Origin of the sequence: Faecalibaculum rodentium (genome assembly GCF_001564455.1) — a bacterium.
Lineage (GTDB): Bacteria > Bacillota_I > Bacilli_A > Erysipelotrichales > Erysipelotrichaceae > Faecalibaculum > Faecalibaculum rodentium.
In genome coordinates this window covers 1,133,133-1,156,698 of record NZ_CP011391.1, presented here as the reverse complement: position 1 = coordinate 1,156,698, position 23,566 = coordinate 1,133,133, and the positions used below count along the sequence as shown (strand labels likewise).

Genomic DNA, 23,566 nt, shown 5'->3' with positions numbered 1-23,566 from the left:
TCAATTTTTTCAACTTGATAGACTACCAAGCTCAGTTAATAGCTTATCACGCATAAATAGCGCCAGTAATAATGCGATACTTGAATCAGGAAGAGAGGCACCCTATGTTCAAGAAATCGCTGTTCAAAGACCTGACTTTTGCTGATATCCATGCCCAGTATTCAGACCCCCATGACGCAGAACGCTTCTTCTTTGATCTGAAGTGGAAGGATGGTTTTGTGTGCTCAAAGTGCGGTCATACCCACTACACGACTGTTGTACGAAAAAACGGCTCTCTCAGAACTGTCTATCAGTGCGCTCACTGTGGTCATCAGGAATCTGTCACTGCCGGGACAGCGCTGGAAAGCACCAAGGCTCCTCTGTTTTCCTGGATCCTCGTGATGTTCGCCTATGTTATCTCCAAGACGGGAACTTCTGCCAAATACATCAGTGATCTGACAGGTGTCAGCTACCACACCACAAAACTCATGCTTCGCAAGATCAAACAGGCTCAGAAGCAGGACAACGAAACTCACATAGCCGTTGATTGCGATGCGATCGAACTGGATGTCTTTTCCTATGGCGGAAAGAAGCATGGAAAGCGTGGATGGGGAGCAGAAGGTAAAGTCAATGTGGCTGCAGCTGTGATCAAACACTATGTCTGGGACGACATGGATGGTGATGAGGAAGTATTCGAAGCCACAGATGCTGTCAAATTCAGAATCGTTCACAGCGAGAATAAGGCAGAACTGAAGAAGTTTCTGGAAGAAGAAGTCCCCAGTGACTGTGTAGTGCATTGTGACCGGAGTTCGGCCAACCTGGCTCTGGATATAGCCGGCAAACTGGTGGATGCCCAAAAGTTCGAAGTGGATACAGATCATCTGTCCTCTCTGGATCACATCATTTCCAACTTCAGAAGCAAGGTACAGGGGACTGCACACGGGATCGCACTGCAGTTTCTGGAGAACGAATTAGCAGACTTCGAGTGGAAACTGAGTCGCCGGAAATGGAAGAAAAAGAGTATCTTTGCATCACTGGGAAGAACTCTAATCAGCGGTGCTCACCAGACCCGGCAGGGTATGATCGACTACTTTAAAGACGTCCAGAAACAACTGGTTGCAGCTTAGCTTTACTGAGCTTCGTAGCCTATCAAGTTTTTCAAAGACCAGAGTATACTAGTTGTATAGAAACATTTTGATATGATTGGTGAAAGGTTCTAATGAAAACACGTGATAATGACATTTCCACATTCCTCCACTGGCTGAACATCGCTTTGTGGATGGACCATCCACAGGATCTGACCAGCCCTTCGGTGCGAAAAAAAAGACAGCCTCATCTGCATGTGGAACAGGCTGTCTGTCATGTGGACAAACCGGATGATATTTCGGCATTTCTGCATTCTGTTCAGGTCATTGAAGAACTGAGTCCCTTGCTGCTGATCATTGATGCTGCACGGGAAGCTGAAGGAAACAGAGACTCTGTCAATGCCTGAGACGTTCCGGCTCCCTGCAGGGGGTGGAACGTCTTTTTCTTTCCAGACAACGCATTTTTCGTTCCAGCCGTTCTTCTGTATTGCGGATATAGCGAAGCTCTTCCTCCATCCGGCTGTTCAGTCTTTCCACCGTCAGAACCGGCAGTTTATGATTCCTGTATCTGACAGGCCTGGCCGGAGCAGGCACCATGGTGGTGTATGGCGGTACATCCCGAATGATCACTGAACCGGCTCCGATCCGTGCATCGTGTCCAATGGTGATCCGGCCAATGATTTTGGCTCCTGCGCCAATGACCGTGTTGTTCTGAAGGATTGGATGACGATTGCCGGTTGTCTTGCCGGTCGCTCCAAGTGTGACGCCCTGATACAGGGTCACATGATCGCCAATGATACAGGTCTCTCCAATCACCACACCACTGCCATGGTCAATGAAAAAATCTGTCCCGATCTGGGCACCGGGATGGATATCGATTCCGGTTTTCTGCTGTGCCCTAAGGGACAAAAACCGGGCCAGTGCGTAATGTCCCTTGAGATAGAGCTTGTGAGCCGAAAACCAGGTATTCATAGCCCGAAAACCGGGGAAAAACAGGATTTCCAGGGTGCTTTTCAACGATGGATCACGCTGTTTGATCGATTTAATTTGTGATAAAGCGAATTGAATCTTATTCATGTAACTATTATAGAATCGCGATGTCCCTCTGAACAGAATAGCACTTTTTGCATTTATAGATGGCGTAGAGGCTGAACGATGAAACTGGCCCGTGAAGGCAGTATGGTATGATTAAACAGTCAGGGACACAGTCTGTGTCCTGCACTTCGAGGGGGGTCGAGATACGATGATCGATGAATTCACAGTGGCTGGAATCCTGCATCAGCCGCCTGCTGAGCGTACCGCAAAGAACGGCAACCGGTTCCTGACTGCAGTACTCATCTGCAGCCGGCAGATGGCCACAGAACGACAGAGACAGGGGAATGCCGGAAAATATGCAGAGATGGTGGAAGTTACGGTGTATGACCAGACATGCATGGATCTTTTGCGACAGTGCAGACCAGGTGACTTTGTGGCCTGCACAGGCTATATCCACTCGCATCAGTATCGGCGTGCTGACGGATCTGAGGCCTGGCTGACAACACTGATTGCTGCCAATCTCTCGCGTCTGGATGTCAGATCACATGAATGAACCGGTAACAGCCACAGAGAATCTGCGCAGTCTGCCAGTCGAAAACACACGGATGGTGCCGCACAAGGGGCTGTTTGAGCCGCAGATCATTTCCGGGCTCTGTCATCAGTGGCTGGTTTACAATGATGTATCCGAAAACTCACGCAGAAAATATACACAGTGGCTGAAATCATTTGCTCAATGGATCCGTGGGCAGGGGATCGAAGAACCCGTCAGGGAAGACATCATCCGGTACCGGGATGAACTGGCCAGAGAAAAACAGCCGACGACTGTAAACAATTACCTGCGGGCTGTCAAGTCATTTTATAGATTTCTGGAAACTGCCGGGATCCGAAAAGACATCACCCGGGGGATCCGGGCCATGAAACTGGAGCCGGGATTTCGGAAGGGGTACCTGAATGAAGAGCAGTGTGCGCAGGTCATTGAAACACAGACAGATGAACCGGCGCCTGATGAAAGTGAAGCAGCCAGAGAACGTCAGCGGCTCACCAGGGCGCGAAACCGCGCACTGCTGATTCTGATCATGACGACGGGTCTGAGAACCATCGAGGTACGTCGTGCTGATTATGGAGACATACAGATACAGGGACACTCCCGTATTTTGTATGTGCAGGGCAAGGGAAAAAGCGAGAAGGGACAGTATGTCAAGATCCCGGATGAAACCTGGGAGTGTCTCAAGGTGTATCTCCGCATGCGGGGACCCCTTCAGGCACGGGATCCATTGTTTGCTTCCGTTTCCAACCGGGATTCCGGGGAGCGCCTGACAACCAGGAGCATCAGCCGGATCTGCAAGGACGCGCTGGTCAAGGCGGATTTGAACAGTTCCAGACTGACGGCTCACAGTCTGCGTCATACCAGTGCAACACTGGCTTTGAAAAACGGCGCTTCTGTGGAACAGGTACAGCAGGTTCTTCGTCACGCAAACATCAACACCACCATGATTTATGTTCATGATATCGACCGCGAACAAAATGCTGCCGAAGATCTGGTTGCCCGCGCAATTTTCGATGAGCTGACACCAGATTCCAGGTGATTGACCCTCCACCAAACGTGTATTCTGTTCACTTTTCCCATCCAATGTCCGAATCCATGCATTTCCGGACATTGGATGGGTTGTTTATTTAGCCGGTTTCCAGTCGAAAGAGCTCCAGCCGAGGCAATATTCTCCAGACAGTCAGTCTGCATCATCCTGTTTCGTTTGCTGCATTTCCAGGAAACAGTCTGCCGCCTTCATCAGCAGTCCATAAGTCTGTTGTGCAGTCGATATATCCCGATACATTCTGACACGCGTATACAGGTCTCATCATTGAGAGGTCTTCAGCACCTGCAAGGCGGTCTTCCGGAAGGTCCTCCGTCGCTCTTTCGATTCCTGTTCCATTGCATTCGCCCTTCCACTGGTTGCCTATACTCGCATGGCTATATGCCTTTGTGAACAATCACCGATGAATCCGCGGCAGATCAGATGGTGAAGGTCTGAGGAACTGTTTTGGACGGACAGAATTCAGAACTGCGCCTGTGCGCACAGGATTGCAGGATAGCAACCACAAAACCAGACACGTTGTTATCTGCCGGCTTGAGAAAACGGACTTCCCTCTCCTGTCGCGTTGTATATTTAAGATAACAAGAATTTAATACCACTCACTAAAAAAGACCGCCTGAGCGGTCTTTTTCATCTGATTTACTTCAGGGCAGCCTGAGCTTTTTCCAGGATGGCGATCTTGTCAGCTTCAGCAGCAGCCTTGGCATCTTCGCCCAGAGCAGCGTGCTTCTTCTCCCAGCCCTTCAGGAAGCCAAGACGGTCGTCGATGCGATCCAGAGCATCCTGACCATATTTCTTGTCAGCATCATCGAATGTGTCAGCCAGTACTTCCAGAACAGCTTTGCCGTAAGCAGTATCGCCGATAGCCGGAGTCAGTTTTGCAATCATTTCATCTTTTGTCATGGATTATTACCTTTTGTTTCCAGCAAGGAACACCGTGACAGTGCCTGAGCCACATATTGAGGAAACACTTTTGCCTTTCATTCATTTACAGGTGGCTTCCAATGAGGCTTGCGCCTTTCATCTCTTGCATCTTCATCATACTGATTCTGCTTGTTTATAAGTACTGATATGCTCATACAATTCACAAACTCCCGTTCCTACTCGTTTTGAGACACGAGATTCTGTGTTTTTGCCCATTCCTGCGGGTTTAATCCTTCAAAAACTCTCAGAACCAATTATTTGTTATAGTATTAACGGCACTTTTCAGGCAATTACGGTGATCTCTCATGCTTATCAGACAGGACATCTGTTTCAAAGGATACACAAGTCGACAGGAAATGCAGGTGCTGAGACAACGCTCAAATCTCATCTCTGTTCCTGGCTATTCTATGTCCCGAACAAATGCTGCAGGGCTTCTGTGACAGTCCGGACCGGAATAAGGCGGATACCCTCCCAGCGATTCAATCCCCCAGGCTGCTGCTGCAAGGACTCGAAGTTGCCTGCCGGCAGAACAAATTCCCGGAATCCCAGTTTCCTTGCCTCCTGGAGGCGCTTTTCGATCTGTGGCACCATCCTGACTTCCCCTGTCAGAGAAATTTCGCCGCAGACCACTGTGGTCCTGGAAACCGGTCTGTTGTCTGCACTGGAAACCAGTGCAGCCGTTGTGGCCAGATCCAGGGACGGATCAGTCAGTTTCATGCCGCCCACTACGTTTGTATACACATCACACCCTGTGATTCTGTATCCGCATTTTCGGTCCAGTACAGCCATCAGCTGTGTAAGCCTGCCTCTGTCCAGCCCTGTCGACGAAATCCGCGGGGTACCCAGAGCAGAACCGGCTACCAGCGCCTGTACTTCCGCCAGGAGCGCACGGCTGCCTTCCGTTACACAGCTGACACAGCATCCGGCTGTATCCTGACTATGATCCAGGAACACCCCGGAAGGATCTGCAACCTCCCGGAATCCCTGTTCTGTCATTTCAAAAACACCGACCTCATTGGTGGATCCAAACCGGTTTTTCTGTGCTCGGAGGATCCTCAGGGAATCATACTTTTCTCCTTCAAAATACAACACAGTATCCACCAGATGTTCCAGGACCCTTGGACCCGCCAGGCTCCCGTCCTTGGTCACATGACCTACGATCAGGATCGCTGAATGTCGTTTTTTTGCCAGGGATGTCAGCAGTGCACTTGCTTCCCGTACCTGGTTTACGCTGCCTGGAGCCGATGAAATGTCCGGAGAATAAACCGTCTGGACCGAGTCCATGACGATGACATCCGGATCCAGCAAGTCAATCTCCGAAACGATGCGGGTTATGTCGCTTTCTGAGCATACCCAGATCCTGTCCTGGCGAATTCCCAGCCTCTGAGCCCGCATCTGGATCTGTGACTCTGATTCTTCAGCCGATATATACAAAACTCTGGCCTGCGCCGCGACTGCATCACAGATCTGAAGGAGCAGCGTTGATTTTCCAATACCCGGATCCCCGCCGATCAGGACAGCACTGTCGCTGACCAGTCCGCCACCCAGAACGGTATCCAGTTCCCGGATCCCGGTTTTGTATCTTTGCCTGGATGTGGCCTGGACCTGATCAAGGGGCACAGACTGCACCTTGTCGTGGGTTCTTTTCAGTGCTCTGCCTGTTGCAGAGGGCAGACTGACCGGTTCCTCCGGATGCAGGGTGCCGAATTCCTTGCAATAGGGACATCTATTCAGCGGCCGCAGTGATTTATAGCCACATTCACTGCAGACATATGCAGCTGCTGTATTTGCCATATCAATCTCCTTTCAGTGAATAAACCACATCAATCCTCCTGGTTCAGCAGTATTTCGCTGACAGCTGTCTGGCAGCAGGCCGCATCAAATCCCCGGGAATACAGGAACCGGTTCAGCTTTATACGGAGTTCCTGTTTGTTGTCGGTTTTCCGTTGCAGTGACCTCAGCTTCTTGTAACCGGCCCTGACAGCCTGCTCCACCGCTGTATCCCGGTCATAGCATTCTCCGGCGGCTTCTTCGATCAGTTGCTCCGGGAGACCTTTTTTTCGCAGGGCATGCCGGATCTTGTCCGGACCCCAGCCATTCATGTCCCGATGAGACAAAAAGAACGAGTGACAGTATTCCCGGTCATCAATCAGGCCAAGCTGCTTCAGCTTCTGCACAACAGTGTCCGATGTCAGCCTGTCATATCCCTTTTCCTGCAGCCTGTCCAGGAGGTCCGCTTCTGTGCGCCGCCCGTACTTCAGCAGTCTCGCTGCTTCTGCAGATGCATGTTCCACAGAACTTCGGTTCTGCAGGCGCTTCAGCTGTTCTTTTGTGAGCTCCGCACCCCTGTTGACTCCCTCTTCCATCAATGCCTCCAGGCTGACAGACACCGCAAAGGTTCCATCCACTTCCACAGAGATGCGGTCATTGCTGCTGTTTTTCCTGAGACCTGTGATTTTCATGAGTTTCTCCTTTTCTCTGCATCGACCCGAATACACGCAAGGGTACCGGCATCTTCCGTCTGTAGCAGTATACCGTGCTGTGCCCAAAATGGAATGGCTGACTGTATGTAAATGATACAGCAAGCATGAATAATGCCGGTTTTGGCGATATACTGAACGTGAAAACTTCTGCCGTAAGCGGAAGCGCGGAGGATACCATGAATCAGACCAAGCCTCTATCCATCACATTTGTCACCGGCCCTGCAAGCGCCGGTTTTGCCGAAACCCTGATGGACCACATGACACGGTCCATCACCACCGATCAGCTCTTCATCATCTCCAGCCATGCCTACAGCGAAATGCAGACTATGCTCACCAGCCGTCACCTGCCCTGCAGGCTGCTGACCAGGCAGCAGATACCCGGCTGGATCGCGCAGAAAGCGGGAATCGAAGAAACAGATGTGGCAGATGAACACAGCCGAATCAGGATCCTGGAAGAAATACTGGCAGATCCTGATATGGATTTTCAGTTTTTGTCCTACAGCGATCATCCGGAAACCGCGGCAAGGGACCTGGGAACTCTGATTGGACGACTGCAGAAATCCGGAGTCGGTCCAGAACAGCTGCGCGAGATCCTGAAGCGCAAATTCGTTTCCTCTGCATCCAAAGCCCGGTTTCATGACCTCCTGACTGTACTGGAGGCCTATCTGGCTGTCCTCAGAAAGCAGGGACGGCTCAGCCGGGAGGATTTTGCACTGGATATGGCCAGGATCCTCACCAGGCTGAATCTCAATACAGGGTCTGTATTCACTGGCGTCCTGGATGATTACGACTATGTGACACGGAAACTGCTTGCTGCCATCCTGCTCAAAGCCGATACCGTCTATGCAGCGCTTCCCCAGATGACGCCAGGACGCGAAAAGCAGGCCAACGCCCATTACCGAAGAGCCGCAGATTTCTATCGCGACCTGGTACGGGAAATAAGGATTGCTGCAGACAGACCCGTGAATATTCAATACATACCCGCTCAGGAAACCACGCGGCCCTCAGCCCTGGATGCCCTCAGTCGCTGGCTGGAAGACAGTGCAAATCCAATGCCTGCAGACGACGAATCCATTCGCCTGGTGCAGTGCCTGACAATGGATGATGAGCTCCTTCTGGCTGCCGGAGCCATTTCAGAACTGGTGACGAAAGGGGTGTCGCCTTCCGACATCCTCGTGACAGGAGCCTCCATAGGGAACTGGCATGACAGACTCTCCCGGCTGCTTGCTGCCGGCGGACTGGATTCCGTGTACTATCAGGGGGATACATTGGCCCGAAGTTCCATATTCGGATATTTCTCCTCCCTGCTTGGCTGGCTTGAGCATTCCAGCGATTCTGCTTTTTTAAGCAGACTGCTGCAGTATCAGGGGCTTGGTCTGACAGAATCAGAACGGCAGACGCTGCAGCGATTCATTCAGGCACAGGGACCGGACATCGAAGGCGGACTCAAGCGGCTGCAGGAAATGTGGGAAGCAGAGCGCAACAGCGGCACAGATATACACAGATCAGACACAGATCAGGAACTGAAAGACGTCACCACTGCCCTTGCGCATTTGAATCAGCTGACAGGCGGACTGCGATATCAACTGGACCATGCGCAGACTACCGGAGATTTCTGTACAGCCATTCTGGATCACGCGCAGCATGGCACTTTCCTGCCCTCAATGCAGGCAGTCTGGGAAAAGGCCAAAACAGAAGATGTGTCGCTGGCAAATTCACTCGAACAGCAGTGGAAAGCCTTCAACCGCATGATTCTCCAGCTGCAGCGCTCCTTTGGAAGCGAGGCTTCCAGTCTGGATGAATTCAGAACCCTCATGGATCAGACTGCCGACGAAGTCATTGTCACCACACAGGGACAGAGACAGCTTTCTGTCCAGATGGAGCCGTTGCATTCAGCCAGAACCATCCACTGCCGGCATCTCTTCCTTCTGGGAGCCGGCAGTGACGAAATACCAGTACTGCCCAATCCGGCTTTCCTGACGGATCAGGAAACCGGAATCCTCATTGCAGCGGGCATCGACTTTAGAAACAACCGGGACTGGGCAGATGAATCTGCCAGCGATGCCAGCACAGCCATTGCAAACACCGGTGAATCTGTCTGGATTTCCTGGCACATCCGAAATCAGGACCAGGAACTGGAACCGGCAGCTCTGTTCAAGCCACTGATTCAGTCCCTGACAGTGGATGACCGTTCTGACCGCAATGTGGCAGAAGATGAGTTTCTCCAGGACAGTATCCGGCTTCAATCCCTCAAGGGAACCCCGGAATATGAACAGTTTTCAGGAATTCTCCAGATGAAGTACGGATCCAGTGAACGGTATGCGGGACTGCTTGAAAAAGCGGATGCATGGATTCATCAGGAGTTCGGCACAGTGGACAAGACAGCTGCCACTTCCCTGTTTGCCGATACTGACAGGTTATCGGTCACGAGCCTGGAGAGTTACAATCAGTGTCCGTTCCGTTTCTTTATGCAGCGTGGTGTCAAAGCGAAAGACCCGAAGACATTTGAGGAAACCAGTGCCGACCGGGGAAGCTTCCTCCATGCTGTTTTGAGCGAATGCCTGCCCATAGCCGTTCGCAATGGTCTGCGGTCTCAGGATACAGAAGCCCTTCGCAGCCTGCTGGAAGAAACAGCTTCCCGGCTTCTCACAACACACAACCGGCGAATCCTTGAAAGCGGCGGATTGATGGAATATGAAAAAACAGCATTGCTGCAGGCTGCGGCCGAAAGTCTCGATCTTGTCATGAAACAAGGCGATTCATCGGAATTCAAGCCCGAATGGCTGGAGTATTCCATAGGAGACCGGCATGGTTTTCCGATGACTTTGCCGGATGGCCGGCGATTCTACCTGACGGGGATTGCCGATAGGGCCGATGTCTGGACAGCTTCGGACGGCACCAGGTATGGACGAGTCATTGACTACAAAAGCGGTCGTGACCGCAAGGCACTGAATCGGGATACCATAGAATCGGGTTTGAAGCTGCAGCCTCCGCTGTACCTGCATGCACTGGCACAGGAAAAAAACCTGCAACCGGCTGGTATGTATTATGACCGTCTGAAAACAGAAGTGCTGAAACTCAAGGCAGATCAAAGCCCTGCCTCTTCTCTGCTGGATGAAAAGCGCCGGTCCACCAGACAGATGACCGGATATACCCTGGCAGACCCAAAAATCCTGGAAGCCTCCGATACCGGGTATGATCCGGATTCTCCCGGTCTGTTTGTATCCGGCTCAATTCCCCTTTCCACCACCACAAAAGGGGCTCCGAAAGCAGCCTGTGCCCGATCTCTTGTCAGTTCAGAGGAAATGTCGGAACTGATTGCGCTGGCCGTCACAAAGTGCCAGGAGACAATTGCAGCCATACAGGCGGGAGACATGAAAGCAGACCCCCAAAAAGATGACGGAAAGTCTCCCTGTACATGGTGCCCGTTCCGTACAGCCTGTCACAGGCGTCAGACACCCTGACAAATCGCCGAGGCCTTCAAATACCGGGACTGATCTGACCAGGACAGCTCTGTCTCAGTCTCGGTTCTGCCGACTGCCACTCATATAAGCAAGGAAAGGACAGAACAACGTCTCATATCGGCGTATTCTGTCCTTTTTTTTGTCCGTTGCAGACTCCGCTGAAGACTCCGCGCTTTCGGTCACGGGCTGTTCAGGCGCTCTGCTTCGATTTCTGGTACACCGGCACAAACACACCCGGTTCTGTAAATGCCAGCCAGCTTCCTTCGATCTCAATGTCAAAATTGTCCTTCAGAACCCGTCGATACAACTCCATCTGGATCCTGTGATGCTGTTTTCTTTCCTCGAGCCTTTCACGGAAAGTAGGAGCCTCGGGTGTGACTCCAATCTGATCTGATTTGTAGTCAAACAGATACCATTTTCCGTCTCTGCGAACCACGAGATCGATCACAGCCTGGATTTTTGTTGACAGACCTCCTTTGTACTCCGGATCCAGTTCCGAATACGGAAGCTGGAGACTGCCCGGCTTCTCTCTGATCACAACATCTGCCTCTTTTATATAAAGGGCTTCCGGCTGGCTGAACAGAGTCCGGATTTTGTCCGCATCAATTACAGTCTGTTCCGGCCCGAACATTTCCTCCACCTTGTTTTCCACATACCCAGGCCGCAGGATTTGTTTGAGATCTGCCTGTTCCATAAAAGAATGGATCTGGATACCACGTTGCGCCGCTTCGAGATGATCTGTGTCTTCGTCCAGCTGTTCTTCACTGCGGACCACCGCAAAGGGGTTCTCGCAATTGCCTTTGGCACATCCGGTCATCAGTCCCACAGCTCTGGAAGCTCCTACTGAAACCGGGACCGGATAGACATCTCTTTGCACCGGCCCATCCTCTTCCGGTTCAAAAAGACCGGGATCTGCCTTCAGAAGACGATGCTCTGTCTTTTTTTCTGTCTCTGGGGCTGCAGGACCCAGCAATCGGGCATAGTTGTCTGCGGGAACTTCTTTCCATTTGCCCAGGTGATCGGGATGGCTGTCCAGGGCCTGGAGGACCCAGTTCATCAGGCTGGCTGAAGATTTGCCCTTTCCTGGTTTCTGGCCGGTAATGACAAGCTCTTCCTGTGCACGTGTCATGGCAACATACAACAGCCGGCGTTCCTCTTCAATAGATTTCTCTTTGTTTGCGCTTTTGGCCAGTTCGTTGAGAAACAGCTCGCCTTCTGCAGCCTGATCCGGATCAATATACGGGAGTGATACAGAATAAGAATCCGGGTGATTGATGTCATGCTCCACTGTGAGTTTTGGTTCCTTCATCCCTGACCCGGTGCCAACTGTTTTCCCTGCAAACGGGATGATGACAATGGGATACTGCATTCCCTTGGATCCGTGGATTGTCGTAAGCAGAACACTGTCCGAACTCGGCTGGATTCGGGCAGACTCCAGCGTCTGACTGTCATTCTCCATCAGCTTCAGAGCAGACAGAAAGGCATGAAGGCGGTTTCGTCCATCTCTCTGGAAATCCGATCCCAGCTGTATGAGAAGATCGACGTTTGCCAGCCGCTGCCTGCCTTCTCCCAGGGCCGTGCACCATGTACGAAGAGCAAGTTCATCTGCAGCCCAGCTGATGACATCCTGAAGAGGCTGACTGTCATCCCTTGTTTTCAGTTCCTGTATAAACTGCATAAACCGGCTGCATTTCAGGCCCAGAAGGCTGGTTTCAGTTTGCTGACTGCTGAGTTTTTCCATAAAGGTGTTCCCCGGAAGACGGGCCAGATCGGTGATATCCTGGTCGGTAAATCCGAAAAATCCATTATGCATGGCATTCAATAGGGCATAGTCATCTTCATATCCTGCTGACAGACCCAGGATCTGCACCAGCATCTGTATTTCCAGGGTTTTCAGCAGCGGTCCGGATTTGTCCAGGGAATAGGGAATCCCGTTTCTGTTCAGCACATCCATCAGACTGGAGAGAAACTCTGTCCGTTTCCTTCCAATAACAGCAAAATCCGACCATCGGCAGGGACGCATGCCACCCTTCCCTTCATTGATCCGGGGATCATAGATTTCGTGTTTCATACGCTCCTGAATATATCCGGCAATGGCTTCACTTTCCAGTTCGCTGGATTCAGTGTCGGGATCTGCATCCTCTTTGCTGAACGTGATCAGCAGCGTATCCTGGACCGGTCCCTGGGCTGTCCGGCCCACCTGCAGCCGGTCTGCCTCACCATAATCCAGTTCCCTGGAGTGAGTTGACAGCACTGAAAACACATCATCACAGCAGTTCAGAACATTGGTGGTGGACCGGAAGTTGCGGAACAGGTTGATGACTTTGCCCCTGCTGCTGTCTTCCTGATACAGCTTGCTTCGTCTGCGGAAAAGCAGGGGGTCTGCACTCCGGAAACGGTAGATCGACTGTTTCATGTCGCCAACACAGAACAGATTGTTGTCTCTGGCAGCCAGGGTGATGATTTTTTCCTGCACCGGATTCGTATCCTGATACTCATCCACAAATACCTGCCGGTACTGATTCCTGTACTGATCCCTGATCATGGGAATGGAAAGAATCTGCAGGGCGTACGCCTCCATATCCGAGAAATCAATGAGTCCCCTCTCCTTCTTCAGGTCCTGATACCGTCTATCGTATTCCAGAGTAAGCTCCACTGTACTGCGGACGACAGGTTCCATGACCTTCATTCGTCGGATCTGTTCCTGAACCACTGCCGAAATATCGGTGAATTCCTTCAGCCGGCTTTTTGCATCGGCAAACATGCGTTTGGCCAGGACAGTCTGTTCTGTTTCCGCTACAGCAGGACTGTTCTTCTGCAGAAAAGAAAAGTCAGAACTTTGCAGTCCCTGGGGCCCGTCTGATTCCAGTCTGGCCGACAGTCGGCTGCAGGCTTCTGCAGCCGACTGCATGTATGCGGCTGTTTTTGGCTTCTGATCTGCATTCTGCGCCAGCAGAATGGCACTGTCTTTCATCTTCAGCAAGGCCGATGATAAAACAGCAGAAACAGACTGACAGGCTGTTTTTTCCAGATTCTCCGGTTTCCAGCTGTCCAGAGCCCCAGACAGCCACAGGTCTTTGTCATCAAAGGAAGACAGTCTATCTGAGAGACTCCGGATCTCATGCTTTGCCTGGCGGATGCCTCCGAAGGCTTTCAGCATCTGCATGACACCTGATTCATGTTTGCGGATATGCTCCGCCAGGATCAGGTCAAGCAGCCCGTTTTTCATTCTGGTCTGCTCCAGTTCCTGTGCCATGAGGACATTCCCAGGCAGTCCCACCAGTGCGTGGTTCTGACGGACCACATCGTTGCAGAATGAATCGATGGTCTGTATCGCTGCTGAAGGAAGCATGGCAATCTGCCGGCTGAGGAACGAAATACGCTGTTCCAGGGCAGGATGTCCCGGATCCTGTTCCAGACTATGCCGGACATTCTCAAGCTCCGCCTGCATTTTGGCAGCGATGCGGTTTTTCATTTCCTGGGCTGCTGCCTTTGTAAAAGTCAGTACAAGCACCTCATCCGTCTGCATATCTCCGGATGTCAGCAGCCTGACGACCCGTTCGGTCAGAACATGGGTCTTTCCGGACCCTGCGCCGGCATTCAGCAGAATCGAACATCCATCCAGTTCGACAGCTTCTTTCTGGTTTCCTGTCAATGGCATCTCTGTATCCCCTTTCTGTCAGACCGCAGTCAGTTTTCAGCTGTTTCCGGTTCAGTCTGGCCGGTGTCTCCCCGCCATGGTTCGAGGCCCAGGGCTTTGCACAGATCATTGAGCAGCCCATGGTAATACAGATATCGGATGGCGCAAACCCCCGGAAACTGTTTTCGGCTGCTGATTTTCTGATTTTTGTCCAGCCAGGTTTCCAGCAGCGCTTTTCCCTCCGGAGACTGTGCCACTCGTGAAAGTCGCTCGGAAACCGTCACCATTTCTCCTTTTGTCAGCGGGATCTCTGTGTTCCATGCCTCTTCGACACTGTCAATCACCGGCGTACTTATACGTCCGCCTTCCTGATTGACCCAGCTGAGCGTACCGTCTGTCCCCTGCCTCACATAGGCGACCATAGCCGGATCGTATTGTATTTTGTTCTGTATCATGTCAGCTCTGGCAGCAGATGTCTTTGTGGCTGCTGTTTTATGACTGTCCGCCTGATATTCCAGCTTGCGCAGAGCCTGCTGCAGGTCCCTGAGCTCCAGGTCCTGCCGTGATTTCACTTCCTGAGCAAAGTCCAGCTGGCTTCTCAAAGATAGCAGTTCATCCTGGAGCGCTTCTATTTTCAGACGGGGATCTGCCTGTTCTCCGGATTCCTGTGCCTCCTGCTTCAGAATTTCTTGCTGCTCCATGGCAGAAAGAACAGGAAGACTGAATCCGAGGCCGATGGTGATCGCGTTGATGAGCTTCTGGCGCAGGACTTCGAACAGATCCCGGGTATCGAGTTCTGGACCCGTCTCATCCCTGCTGACCTGGCAATACACCCGTTCACCGATGGGGTCATCCGGTGTGCGGTAAAATTCCATACCGCCAATCAGCTGTCTGCCTTCAGCCAGCAGTTCGGGTTCCAGCTGCCGGATGATACCCTGTGGATACGTATTTCTGAGCCAGGCAAGGCGGAACTGATACGGCAGGTATTTCTGAGGGCCTCTGTATGGGTCTTCGTAGATCCGGACGTACTCATCCAGATTCAGCCCCTCTTCCTGAATATCATGCCGCCCATACCGCGGGGGGAATTCCCGGGTGGTTTCCTGTTTTTGCTGCGGTTCTTTCTCTGATTTGCTGTCCGACATGTCTGTCTTTCTCGTAACTTCCATACTTCCTCCATTGCTGTCATTCAGGGTGGTTTTGAAGCTGATTCATCATAGTTCTGTAGGCTGTTGTCTGACTGAGTGGTCTGATGCGGGGGTTGGAGGTGACTCGCAGGAGAATCCTGCCAGCTCCTGGACGCCATACCTCGATGGCCCCGGCTTCAGACAGGATGTCGAGTGCCCTGGCCATTTTGAAGGGGGAAATCTCCATGTCTGTCCTGGAAGCAGCAAGTGGTGTCAAAAGGCTGATATCCGTGAACATCCATTGTGACCCGGAGCTGTGGATCTGCTGCAGACAGCGGTAGATCCTGTTGAGTTCTGCTGCTGTCGGGATCAGAAGATCTTCCTCGATGCTGTATTCCTCAAGGATTTCAGGAATGGTCACGAGACCCGAAAGGTATAGCTCATCTTCGTCGAGCGTGCTGCCAGGGGTATAGACCGGATCATGGAGGATCTGTTCCAGATCCAGGAACAGGAATGGTTCTTCCTGTATCTGACGGACTCTCAGCCGGCAGACGGCATCCACAGAAATGCCAGTCGGCAGGATTTCCGAAAAGTCACCGAGATCCCTTCCCACTCCTTCAATCGTTTCTCCAGGAAACTCACTCAATCCAAACAGAACGTTCAGAGTCTCCGGCTTCTCCGGGTCCCTGCCCAGTTTCAGGAGTTTCAGATTTCGGCAAAGAAACAGAGGCTCGGGAGCATCCGATGCAAATGGACCAAACGACTGTAGTTCATTCCAGGATTCGGGGATCAGTTCGTCCTGACCGATTTCCAGGTCGATTGTATGCAAAGGTGCCGGTGTGGTGGCAGACAGTCCCGAGGCCAGCTGTTTCAGCTGCAGAGTGATCAGCTCCTGATCAGCATCAACAGTCTTTCCGGCAGATGAAAACACGGCTGCAGACCGGTCGGAACATTCGAGCAGCATAGCGCTGCCGGACTGAGCCACTGTTTCTTCAAATTCTTCCAGCAGATCGCGGGAAGGAAACCCGACTGTCATCAGCTGTGTGCGGGATGTCCGATGTCCGGCTGATCGTTCTGGTCGAAGAATAATGACCCGGTTGAGTTTTTCCGCCAGGCAGGCGACAGCTTCGGGTGTCTTTCCCATGCAGTCCGATGGGATGCGGGCAATGAGCACATCTCCCACAGACTGCTCACTGGACCAGTATTCTATGGCAGAATCGAGGATTTCCTGGAAATATGAACAGCTGTCAAAACCAGACACCAGCCCCTCTACAGTATCGCTGTCATCTGTCAGCAGAAACTGCATTGCTTCCTCCTGGTGTTCCGCAAGTATGCACTCATTCAGAAACAGGTACAGCTGGTCAGCAGACAGACAGCGAAAACAGGGAAAAACAGAATGATTCTTCCACTCGAGACCTTCAGTGATAAGCTTCCCGTATTCATTTGTCCGGGTTTCATGTCTGGCCAGCATGGCCATGGCTGCAAAAGGCTGCAGATCTTCCGGGATTCTCAAACCGGCAGATCCAAACAGCTCGCACAGAAGGCTGTACGCAGATACGGCATCCGGGAGAGCTGTGTACCCGAATGAACTGTCTGCTTCTTCCTTCAAACAGAGAATTTCCATGCCGTATGCTTCCAGCTCCCTGGCTGCATGATTGTCTGATGTAAAAGGCATGGTTGACACGACCAGATCCGCATCTGTCAATTCGATTTCTGCGGCATTTTTGACAGTCATGGAGAGCGGGCTGGAGATCTCCCGGGATATCAGATACTCGGTCTGCAGTCCGGCTGCACGGAGGCCTCTTACCAGCATGGCTCCCAGCAGCAGTTCGGCTGCACCCGCCCGGAGAAATATCAGGACTGTTTCCCTGCGTTCCCGGGCTGCCATAAGTCTTTCGGCCTTTGCCCGTATTCGCTGCAGGGCGGAAGCCGGGATATCCGTCGCTGGCGGATTTGTCTCCATCTGTCTGATCGCCCTGTAGCGTTCTGGCAGATCATCTTCGGGATCTGGTGCCGGATATCGGAGATTGTAGTGAAAGAGGTCCATGGGATCCGTCTCCTTCCTCCACCTATTATACGGATTCCTGCCCGTTACAGGCGTTCGGACATCTCATCCGCCCTGTCAGGATCAGGATCTCTATCCACAGCAGGACTGTCGCTCAGCCCAAGCAAACTTCTGATCTTCTGTTCCAGACTGGTTGCAGCATCCTGATTCTGTCGAAGCCAGGCTTTCGCTCCGTCTTTCCCCTGTCCGATTTTTTCCCCGTCAATGGAATACCAGGAACCAGATTTCTGTATCAGGCCCAGATCCAGACCTTTGGTCAGAATCTGGTCTTCCATGCTGATGCCGGAATCGAACAGCAACTCAAACTCCGCTTCCCGGAATGGAGCTGCAACCTTGTTCTTTGCCACTCTGACTGAAATGACACTGCCTATGATATCGGCTCCTTCTCTGACAGGCTCACGTCTGCGGACATCCAGGCGCAGGGAGGCATAAAACTTCAGGGCTCTGCCACCCGGGGTGATTTCCGGACTGCCAAAGGAGATGCCGATTTTCTCCCGCAGCTGATTGATGAAAATCACAGTGGTGCCCATCTGGTTCAGGATGGGTCCGCATCTTCTGAGAACCTTCGACATCATCCGTGCCTGAGCACCGACCTGGAGATCCTGCATGTCGCCATCTATTTCTGCCTGAGGGAGAAGCGCTGCCACGGAATCCACTACGATCAGAGAAAACAGACCGGATTCAATCAGCGAAATCATGATGTCCAGTGCCTGTTCACCGGACTGTGGCTGTGAAAACGTCAAAGATGCCAGATCCACTCCAAGAAGACTGGCAAAGGATGCATTCATGGACTGTTCCACATCAATGAAGGCGCACCGGCCTCCATGCTTTTGTGTCTGTGCAATACACTGCAAAGACAGCATGGTCTTTCCTGCAGCCTCGGGTCCGAAGATCTCAACGATCCTGCCTGCAGGAAGTCCTCCAATGCCTGTGGCTTCATCAAGAGAGAGAATACCGGTTTCAAGATGTGGATACTCTGCAGTCAGTTCCCCCAGACGTATGACTGTCCCGGGGCCGAATTTCTGTTCGATTTCTTTCATCAGCTGCTCATATCTGGCATCGGAAGCAGCATCCGCCCTGGCTGCTCCGACCGTTTCGACACGTTTTCGCCTTGCCACAATTTCACCTCCCGTTCGGGTTTTATCCCTTTACTGACAATACTCTATCATTCTTACAAGCATTTTTTATGCATGATCCCTGCGATTTCTGATCGACATTAGTGTAAATACAGAACTGGAATGGCAGAATTTGCCCATTCCATGCTTTTTAATGTCTATTTAAATTTTACTATTACATAAAAGCATCGTTTATTCTTGCAACCCGAGAACCCAAATGTATACAATGCATATCTACAACTTACTGCTCCAGACTTGATTTGTTCTTATATATAACTATAGAACATAGATATAAATTAACTGCATTTAGAAAGCATATTTTTGTAGTATTCCTTCGCCCTCTATAGACACAGAAAACTAATCCATAAATCTGTTTGAGCGATCATCTGTATCAATGATTCGATGAAAATGCATCCCGGAACCATCTATGATTTATCCGTTCGCTACTATTCATATAGAAAATAGGTATGGTTTCTATAGTATTGATTGATAAACGAATATCTTTATTCTGATTGCTCCTGTCTCCTGCTTGAGCAGGTGCAGTTGAGCTCAACCCGCAAGGTACCAGTCATCTGGCGTTTCGGACCATATCAAATACTAACGGCTATCCACACATTCCAAAACACCTGTCTGGTACAGGCAGCCACATACAACCGTGCTCAAATGAGAACCCCTGGTTTCGGGCAAACTGAAAAAACCGGAATCCGATCAGGATCCCGGTATGACACAAAGAAAGATAGTGCGTGCTTATTTTGTATACTGGGCGGCAATCTCATCCAGCCGCCCCGGATGGTTTTCAGCCCAGTCATGATAGGCGAGACCTGTATCGCTGACTTCCCGTCCAAGGCTCAGTATAAAGGGAATCATATCCTCTTCCAGAATCACTCCGGCTTCTCTGCCCATCCTGGAATCATTTCGCCCGTTTTTCCCATGCAGAGACAGAAAATATGCGGGACGGATATCGCCTTTGGCTACCACTTTCACTGTTCCACGCAAACCAATCTCGGCTGTCTGCTGTGCCGAGCAGGAAGAAGGACATCCAGAGATGTGCAGTTTTGGCAGCGCATCCTGACTGATACCGGCTTCTCTGACAGCCCTGATCATTTCTTTGAGCAGCTTCTGACTGTCGCGGACTCCCACAACGCAGGTTCCGGCACCCACGCAGGCGGTACTCGTTTCAAACAGTGACCGGGCAGTATCCGCTTCCGTGATGCGGGCAATGAGATCTGCCTCACAGCCAGTCAGATTGATGATATACACAGACTGATCCGGGCTAGTGCGAAGTTCCACACCGTCCATGGAATCCAGAGCCGTTGAAAGACTGCGAAGCACTGACAGCTTCGGACATCCTCCCACGGGATGGTACAAAACACTGTAGAGGCCCTGCTGTTTCTGCGGCTGGATGCGCCAGTGAGTCTGCGGGCTGGTCCCATCTCCTTCCTTCGTGACCGGTGACACAATCTCAGGACCGAGCTCCAGCTGCAAAGCATTTCTTACCGCTGCAAGCTCCTGCAGGAATGCCTGCCGAAATGCTTCATCCCCGCCCAGATCTTCAACCATGTACCGGGTTCTGGCTCTCCGCTTATTTCCTGTATTGCCATATTTGCGAAATGTATTCATCATGGCCTGGACATAGTACAGGCATTCCACCGGTTTGACATCCTGCCCTACCTGCACGCCGAATGCCGGATTCGGCCCCAGACCGCCTGCAGCATATATATCGAATGTACCTACGTCAGTCGCGGCAAATCCCAGATCTCTGTACGTGGCATGGGTCATATTCTCACGGTCCCCCAAAAAAGCAGTTTTCAGTTTCCGCGGCATATCCGGGTCATCCACCGTTTCCACCAGATACTGTGCTGCTGCCTCTGCATATGGAAGCACATTCATGACCTCGTCAGGATCCACACCGGACAATGGACTGCACATAATGTTGCGGGGATAGTCTCCGCCGGTACCATACGTCTCATACCCATTGTCGACGATGTCCTCCAAAAGGGAGATCACCTGATCGGGCTGCAGATGATGAAACTGTACTGTCTGGCAAGTGGCGAAATGCACCATATCGACCTGGTGTTTCTCCGCTTCCTCCACAATGAAGCGCAGTTTCTTCCTGTCGATTCGGCCAGCCGTATTTCGCAGCCGTACCATGTTTCCACGTTTGTTTCTTTCAGCAAAGCTGCCTCTGGCAGCTGCAAAAGGTTTGTAGTCTCCAAGTCCGACAGAGGACTGATAATACCCGTCTGTTTTCTTCTTGAGCTGTTCATATCCCTGGAGTCTGTCCTGTTCCTGCATTGATTTCAATGATGCCATGGTCACCTCCAGTATGCACGATGCAGCCTGAAGTCTGTTTCCTCTGGCGGTTCCAGACAAAGACCTGCTGTACATACTCATTCCAGCATCACTATATCAATCCACAAAAAAAACCGGCAGACTGTATGCCTGTCCGGTATTCTTCTGCAGAGTTTCAGGTTGCCCGATACACAAACCATCGCTGCCTCAATATGGAATGTACAGCTCCTGTGAATATCCGAGAGCCGCAGAATTCAGGTCAATGGTCAGCGACTTGGGATTGTAATTCGCGAAGTCAGGAATCACTCCCTCGAACTGAAAATCGATCCGGCATGGAAGACTCATTTCCGGATCCAGGTACAGACACTCATAGCCCGAGGCAGTCCCGTCATAGGTCTGCGTACGCGGTGCCATTCCATCTGTACGGAAATCCACCTTTCGCAGCTCGTCCTCATTCATGGACTTGAGATCTCCTTTATCGGAATAGTCTGCAAGCCTGATTCCCGTCAGTCTGCACAATGGTGTGATATATGGAACCACAAGCCGGTCATCGGTCTTGTTTTCATAGGTAATGATCAGTCCCCTGACCCATGACGATCCGTTTTCATAGCTGTAGGAAGCCTCAGATCCATCCACACGGAATGCAAAGTCCCGGTCTTCATACAATGTGAAGGCATTTTGTTCGGAATACCTGACATTCCTGTCGGAAATCTGTCGAAGATCTGCCGCATCAAACGGGATGAATCCCTCGTTTTTGGGAAACAGCAGACCCATGTGTTTCTGATCGTTGTTGGGATACCCGGTATAGCCATAAACCAGCGTGGAATGAGATGGCTGGACCGATCTGGCAATGATCGTCTGCTTTCTGTCTATGGCATGAATGTCATCATTTGCTTCATCCGTGACCTTGAACGAAAGCGAGTCCATGGAATACGCTTCCTGCGACTGGTTGTCGACAGAAGCCAGATAATAATAATACACTGTATTCGTTGTCTGATTGGTGACCTTCAAGGCATCCATCAGCCGGAATGAAACATCGTCCTTCAGCATCACAGCCGGATCCCGGCTGCTGCACGCCCCCAGCGACAGAGCCAGGATCATGGCAGTCAGGACGGTTATCACTTTTTTCATACTGAGACCTCCATTCATCAGTGAATTCTAACAGAAAGGGAATGATATTTATATGCTGTCTCTGCAGCTCGAAATCTTTCTGCTGCTCGCCCTTGGCTGGTTTGTCGCATGGAAAAATCTTCTGAGCAAATCCGCACGTACTCAGCTGACCTCACTGGTTCTGTCACTGGTTCTTCCCGCCGCCATCATCCAGTCCTTTGAGCTGGACCTGACCTGGGAGGAATTCAGGACTATGTCCTCCGTGCTCTTCTGTTCCATCGGTATCCAGGTCCTGTATTCCCTGACAGCGAAACTGCTCTGGCGACACCAGCCGGAAAACCAGCAGATCAGTCTGCGTTACGGGACACTGGTATCGAACGCCGGGTTCATGGGAATGCCCATTGCCGGTCAGCTGTATGGCAGCCTGGGCCTTCTCTGTGCCTCGATCTTCCTGATTCCTCAGCGTATCGTGATGTGGAGTGCGGGACTGGCGCTGTATACCAGGGCAGACCGCAGAACAGCCATCCGCAAAGTCCTGCTCCATCCATGCATCATCGCCCTGGAAATCGGTGTGGCTGTGCTTCTGTTACGCATGAACGGGATCCTGCTGCCTGAGCCGCTGGATGCTGCCATTCATGCAGTGGGAAGCTGCAATACAGCTCTGTCCATGATGATGATCGGCGGCATGATGGCAGATGCAGACAAACAGAATGTCTTTTCACCGGTGACACTCGGATATTCCTGTATCCGGCTGGTTGCCCTGCCGCTGGTCATCTGGTTCCTTCTGCTCCAGGTGCCGGTTCCGCGGCTGGCCAGGCAGGTATGCGTGGTTCTCTCTGCCATGCCCGCAGCAAGCACAACGGGCATGCTGGCACAGAAATATGACAGGGATCCGGCATTTGCCTCCAGACTCATCTTTGTGTCCACTTTGCTGTCCATGATCACGCTGCCGTTTATTTCCTGGCTGGTCAGTCTGTGAATCCGGCTGCCTGCCGGTGGCGGCCTCCCACAGGCAGTGATACAGTGATATGTATGAAACTGATACCAGCCACAACAGAACAGGACCTGAACAGAGTCCGGAATCTGTACATGGTCTCCTTTCCGGACAGTGAACGGAAACCCTTTGACATGATTCTGGCCATGCATGAAACCGGAAACGCGGATATCCTCATGATGATGGACCCGGACTTCAGCGGACTGCTGATCACCATGAAAGACGACGGGCTGCTCCTTATTGACTATCTGGCCGTGGATCCCGCCATTCACAGCCAGGGTCACGGATCCCGGGCACTGACCGCCTTTGAGGCCCTGTATCCTGGGCAGAGAGTCGTTCTGGAAATCGAAAATCCCGACAAGGCGCCAGAAGGGAGTCCTGAACACAGACGGCTTTCGTTTTATCAGAATAACGGATTTGCTGTCATGAATACCGGCATACGGCTCTTTGATGTTCCCATGAAGCTGCTCGTACGGAACGGAAGCGTAACGTACGAGGACTACAAAGCGTTTCTGATCAGGCGTCTGGGACCATGGGCAAACGAACACATTTATCCGGATGATTGACCCTTCTTCCTGGAAACAGACAAAAACCTCTCGCGCTGTGGCAATGAATGTGTGAAACACTGTCCAGCCGGGAGGTTTTTTTTTGATTCTGAATACAG

Annotated in this window: 17 protein-coding genes; 7 read left to right on the top strand and 10 right to left on the bottom strand. The window is 51.6% G+C overall.

Features of this window, described 5'->3' with window-relative positions; genetic code table 11:
* Positions 1-104 precede the first annotated feature (104 nt).
* Together aalo17_RS05685 and aalo17_RS05680 are read left to right on the top strand one after the other, a co-directional pair.
* Positions 105-1,106 carry a transposase gene (locus aalo17_RS05685; protein WP_067554483.1) on the top strand — a complete coding sequence of 334 codons (1,002 nt, stop codon included), beginning with the start codon at positions 105-107 and terminating at the stop codon, positions 1,104-1,106.
* A 92-nt stretch (positions 1,107-1,198) separates the two neighbouring features.
* Positions 1,199-1,471 (top strand): hypothetical protein, encoded by a 273-nt coding sequence (locus aalo17_RS05680; protein WP_067556699.1) that lies wholly within the window; start codon positions 1,199-1,201, stop codon positions 1,469-1,471.
* On the opposite strand, the gene epsC is transcribed toward aalo17_RS05680, so the two are convergent.
* Positions 1,461-2,141 carry a serine O-acetyltransferase EpsC gene (epsC, locus tag aalo17_RS05675; protein WP_067556696.1) on the bottom strand — a complete coding sequence of 227 codons (681 nt, stop codon included), beginning with the start codon at positions 2,139-2,141 and terminating at the stop codon, positions 1,461-1,463. The genes aalo17_RS05680 and epsC overlap by 11 nt on opposite strands.
* A gap of 166 nt (positions 2,142-2,307) precedes the next feature.
* Here epsC and aalo17_RS05670 point away from each other — a divergent pair, with 166 nt between their 5' ends.
* Both aalo17_RS05670 and aalo17_RS12415 read left to right on the top strand, forming a co-directional pair.
* Entirely contained in the window at positions 2,308-2,652 is a 345-nt protein-coding gene (locus aalo17_RS05670; RefSeq protein WP_067556693.1) for a single-stranded DNA-binding protein, read from the top strand.
* Positions 2,645-3,685, top strand: a complete 1,041-nt coding sequence (locus aalo17_RS12415) for a tyrosine-type recombinase/integrase (RefSeq protein ID WP_158507736.1) — start codon at positions 2,645-2,647, stop codon at positions 3,683-3,685. Before aalo17_RS05670 ends, aalo17_RS12415 begins: the two co-directional genes overlap by 8 nt.
* Before the next feature lie 645 nt (positions 3,686-4,330).
* Here the strand turns inward: aalo17_RS12415 and aalo17_RS05660 are convergent.
* The 3 genes from aalo17_RS05660 to aalo17_RS05650 form a co-directional block, all read right to left on the bottom strand.
* The gene (locus tag aalo17_RS05660) at positions 4,331-4,594 is read right to left on the bottom strand and encodes an FRAT-87 protein (protein ID WP_067556689.1); all 264 of its coding nucleotides are present in this window, start codon (positions 4,592-4,594) and stop codon (positions 4,331-4,333) included.
* 426 nt (positions 4,595-5,020) lie between these two features.
* On the bottom strand, positions 5,021-6,409 hold the full coding sequence (radA, locus tag aalo17_RS05655) for a DNA repair protein RadA (protein WP_067556685.1): 1,389 nt from the start codon (positions 6,407-6,409) through the stop codon (positions 5,021-5,023).
* A 29-nt stretch (positions 6,410-6,438) separates the two neighbouring features.
* Complete coding sequence (locus tag aalo17_RS05650) at positions 6,439-7,077, bottom strand: regulatory protein RecX (protein WP_067556682.1); 639 nt, start codon at positions 7,075-7,077, stop codon at positions 6,439-6,441.
* Positions 7,078-7,274: 197 nt separating this feature from the next.
* Here aalo17_RS05650 and aalo17_RS05645 point away from each other — a divergent pair, with 197 nt between their 5' ends.
* Positions 7,275-10,562 (top strand): PD-(D/E)XK nuclease family protein, encoded by a 3,288-nt coding sequence (locus aalo17_RS05645; protein WP_158507734.1) that lies wholly within the window; start codon positions 7,275-7,277, stop codon positions 10,560-10,562.
* Positions 10,563-10,752: 190 nt separating this feature from the next.
* Here the strand turns inward: aalo17_RS05645 and aalo17_RS05640 are convergent, their stop codons facing one another.
* From aalo17_RS05640 to aalo17_RS05615, 6 genes are all read right to left on the bottom strand, one after another.
* Complete coding sequence (locus aalo17_RS05640) at positions 10,753-14,223, bottom strand: UvrD-helicase domain-containing protein (protein WP_067556675.1); 3,471 nt, start codon at positions 14,221-14,223, stop codon at positions 10,753-10,755.
* A 29-nt stretch (positions 14,224-14,252) separates the two neighbouring features.
* A complete protein-coding gene (locus tag aalo17_RS05635; RefSeq protein ID WP_067556672.1) occupies positions 14,253-15,368 on the bottom strand; it encodes a hypothetical protein in 1,116 nt (371 codons plus the stop codon).
* Between the two features lie 16 nt (positions 15,369-15,384).
* Entirely contained in the window at positions 15,385-17,373 is a 1,989-nt protein-coding gene (locus tag aalo17_RS05630) for a hypothetical protein (protein WP_067556670.1), read from the bottom strand.
* A gap of 44 nt (positions 17,374-17,417) precedes the next feature.
* Positions 17,418-18,509, bottom strand: coding sequence for a recombinase RecA (gene recA / locus aalo17_RS05625; RefSeq protein ID WP_236940518.1), 1,092 nt, complete (start codon positions 18,507-18,509; stop codon positions 17,418-17,420).
* A gap of 744 nt (positions 18,510-19,253) precedes the next feature.
* Complete coding sequence (locus aalo17_RS05620; RefSeq protein WP_158507732.1) at positions 19,254-20,819, bottom strand: nitrite/sulfite reductase; 1,566 nt, start codon at positions 20,817-20,819, stop codon at positions 19,254-19,256.
* 186 nt (positions 20,820-21,005) lie between these two features.
* Positions 21,006-21,929, bottom strand: coding sequence for a hypothetical protein (locus aalo17_RS05615; RefSeq protein WP_067556664.1), 924 nt, complete (start codon positions 21,927-21,929; stop codon positions 21,006-21,008).
* Positions 21,930-21,981: 52 nt separating this feature from the next.
* Here aalo17_RS05615 and aalo17_RS05610 point away from each other — a divergent pair, with 52 nt between their 5' ends.
* Both aalo17_RS05610 and aalo17_RS05605 read left to right on the top strand, forming a co-directional pair.
* Positions 21,982-22,887: an AEC family transporter gene (locus tag aalo17_RS05610; protein ID WP_067556661.1), complete on the top strand. Its 906-nt coding sequence runs from the start codon at positions 21,982-21,984 to the stop codon at positions 22,885-22,887.
* 53 nt (positions 22,888-22,940) lie between these two features.
* Positions 22,941-23,468 (top strand): GNAT family N-acetyltransferase, encoded by a 528-nt coding sequence (locus aalo17_RS05605; RefSeq protein ID WP_145907541.1) that lies wholly within the window; start codon positions 22,941-22,943, stop codon positions 23,466-23,468.
* Positions 23,469-23,566 lie beyond the last annotated feature (98 nt).

Excerpts from the sequence above, each read along its gene's own strand:
- aalo17_RS05685 (WP_067554483.1), top strand. The coding sequence starts at position 105 with ATGTTCAAGAAATCGCTGTTCAAAGACCTGACTTTTGCTGATATCCAT.
- aalo17_RS05680 (WP_067556699.1), top strand. The coding sequence starts at position 1,199 with ATGAAAACACGTGATAATGACATTTCCACATTCCTCCACTGGCTGAAC.
- epsC (WP_067556696.1), bottom strand. The coding sequence starts at position 2,141 with ATGAATAAGATTCAATTCGCTTTATCACAAATTAAATCGATCAAACAG.
- aalo17_RS05670 (WP_067556693.1), top strand. The coding sequence starts at position 2,308 with ATGATCGATGAATTCACAGTGGCTGGAATCCTGCATCAGCCGCCTGCT.
- aalo17_RS12415 (WP_158507736.1), top strand. The coding sequence starts at position 2,645 with ATGAATGAACCGGTAACAGCCACAGAGAATCTGCGCAGTCTGCCAGTC.
- aalo17_RS05660 (WP_067556689.1), bottom strand. The coding sequence starts at position 4,594 with ATGACAAAAGATGAAATGATTGCAAAACTGACTCCGGCTATCGGCGAT.
- radA (WP_067556685.1), bottom strand. The coding sequence starts at position 6,409 with ATGGCAAATACAGCAGCTGCATATGTCTGCAGTGAATGTGGCTATAAA.
- aalo17_RS05650 (WP_067556682.1), bottom strand. The coding sequence starts at position 7,077 with ATGAAAATCACAGGTCTCAGGAAAAACAGCAGCAATGACCGCATCTCT.
- aalo17_RS05645 (WP_158507734.1), top strand. The coding sequence starts at position 7,275 with ATGAATCAGACCAAGCCTCTATCCATCACATTTGTCACCGGCCCTGCA.
- aalo17_RS05640 (WP_067556675.1), bottom strand. The coding sequence starts at position 14,223 with ATGCCATTGACAGGAAACCAGAAAGAAGCTGTCGAACTGGATGGATGT.
- aalo17_RS05635 (WP_067556672.1), bottom strand. The coding sequence starts at position 15,368 with ATGGAAGTTACGAGAAAGACAGACATGTCGGACAGCAAATCAGAGAAA.
- aalo17_RS05630 (WP_067556670.1), bottom strand. The coding sequence starts at position 17,373 with ATGGACCTCTTTCACTACAATCTCCGATATCCGGCACCAGATCCCGAA.
- aalo17_RS05620 (WP_158507732.1), bottom strand. The coding sequence starts at position 20,819 with ATGGCATCATTGAAATCAATGCAGGAACAGGACAGACTCCAGGGATAT.
- aalo17_RS05615 (WP_067556664.1), bottom strand. The coding sequence starts at position 21,929 with ATGAAAAAAGTGATAACCGTCCTGACTGCCATGATCCTGGCTCTGTCG.
- aalo17_RS05610 (WP_067556661.1), top strand. The coding sequence starts at position 21,982 with ATGCTGTCTCTGCAGCTCGAAATCTTTCTGCTGCTCGCCCTTGGCTGG.
- aalo17_RS05605 (WP_145907541.1), top strand. The coding sequence starts at position 22,941 with ATGAAACTGATACCAGCCACAACAGAACAGGACCTGAACAGAGTCCGG.